This window comes from Photorhabdus sp. RM71S, assembly GCF_042879355.1.
GTDB classification, from domain to species: domain Bacteria; phylum Pseudomonadota; class Gammaproteobacteria; order Enterobacterales; family Enterobacteriaceae; genus Photorhabdus; species Photorhabdus kayaii.
Genome location: NZ_JBHFKV010000119.1, coordinates 1 through 1,559, shown reverse-complemented (window position 1 = coordinate 1,559; position 1,559 = coordinate 1). Strand labels below are relative to the sequence as shown.

Here is a 1,559-nt window from a genome sequence, read left to right as displayed (position 1 = left end):
ATGTGAGAGTAGGGAACTGCCAGGCTTTAAATACAGTAGAAACCCTCAGCGAGAGCTGGGGGTTTTTGCGTTTTAAAAGGGATATCCTATGGATTTCAAGATGCACCGCGATGGCAAGGGAGCGAATCCGCAGGGGCATAGCGAACGATGTGACCGGGATGAGTGAGTGCAGCCAACAAAGAGGCAACTTGAAAGATAACGGGTATATTAAGTTTTATTATCATCGATCACCGTTAGCTCTTTCTGTGATTTGAAACAATTGTTTAATGGTGAACGGCAGTATTCTGGAGATTTATGATAAATACCTAGCCAATCACTGATAAGGTAATAATTATCTGAAGTACACCAGTATGACGATATCTTGGATTAACATTATCGTTATACCAGATAAATAAGGGGATATTATAAGCCTCTTTTCGAGGATGACTAACTCCGTGGTTATGACGGATGTCACCGTTTTTATCTAAACGTTGTAATCCATGATCTAAAAAATAGAGAATAAATGCTTTACTATCTTTGTTTTTATTAATAATTTTCTCTATTATCTGATCTGTATAAACTATTGAGCTGTCATAGCAATTATCATCTTCGTTCGATGAGAAAGATATCAGTTTATTTTCGGGAAATCGGTTACAGGATGGCTCATGACTGCCATAGATATGCATAATAATAAATTTCTTACCTTTCTGTTTTAGTAATCGGCCATTTATTTCTCATACAGATTAATAATTTAATTAACCTGAGGTTTGCTTAAGAAGGGAACTCAGTGCCTCAGGCATGTCTAATTTAGAAGAACTTTACTGTGGCGTCGATGACTTTTGCCAAAAATTTATTCCTCTCTGGCATCAACAGTTAATTGAAAATGGTTTGCTCAAACGTCGCCGCGAAGCTTCCCTTTCTCTCAGTGAAGTGATGACGCTCCTCATTTTATTCCACATGAGCCATTATCGTGATTTTAAAACGTTTTATATTCAGCATGTTAAACACTATCTTAAGGCCGATTTTCCCCGGTTGGTCAGCTACACCCGCATGTTAACCTTGAAGCAAAGGGCTCTCATTCCTCTCTGTGCTTTTCTTTCGTCACGCAAGGCTGAAACCCAGGGGATCGCTTTTATTGATTTAACTAAAATTGCCGTTTGCCACAATCTCCGTATTCCCCGTCATCGCGTATTTCAGGGCGTCGCACAGCGAGGGAAAACTTTAAACTTCATCTGGTTATCAATGATTGTAGTGAACTTTTGGCGCTCAGGAAATAAGGATGATCGCCATCCCGTCAAAGCGCTGGTACAAGGGTTAACAGGATGTTTGTATGGCGATAAAGGGTATTTGTCGCAGGCTTTGTGCGATGAACTAGAAGCAGAAGGAATAACGTTAATCACTCATGTCCGTAATAAAAGGCAAAAGCGTTATCTCTCTGGGACAAGCTGATGTTAAGAAGGCGATTTTTGATAGAAAGTGTGCCGCAGGCATACAAACTAGCCGCATAGGGAATGCAGCCAGTATGTAGCATAAGCTCAGGAGGAGATGGTGGTAGGCCCACCGAAGTCCGCTGTCGGAAG

The 1,559-nt window shown here is 40.8% G+C and carries 3 protein-coding genes; 1 reads left to right on the top strand and 2 read right to left on the bottom strand.

The window, feature by feature from the left end:
* Positions 1–95 precede the first annotated feature (95 nt).
* Both ACGF5R_RS23915 and ACGF5R_RS23910 read right to left on the bottom strand, forming a co-directional pair.
* Positions 96–224: a hypothetical protein gene (locus ACGF5R_RS23915; RefSeq protein ID WP_262981757.1), complete on the bottom strand. Its 129-nt coding sequence runs from the start codon at positions 222–224 to the stop codon at positions 96–98.
* Positions 225–305: 81 nt separating this feature from the next.
* A complete protein-coding gene (locus ACGF5R_RS23910) occupies positions 306–665 on the bottom strand; it encodes a sulfatase-like hydrolase/transferase (protein WP_112878430.1) in 360 nt (119 codons plus the stop codon).
* 112 nt (positions 666–777) lie between these two features.
* Between ACGF5R_RS23910 and ACGF5R_RS23905 the strand changes: the two genes are divergently transcribed.
* The gene (locus ACGF5R_RS23905; protein WP_262981758.1) at positions 778–1,428 is read left to right on the top strand and encodes a transposase; all 651 of its coding nucleotides are present in this window, start codon (positions 778–780) and stop codon (positions 1,426–1,428) included.
* The last annotated feature ends 131 nt before the right edge of the window (positions 1,429–1,559 follow it).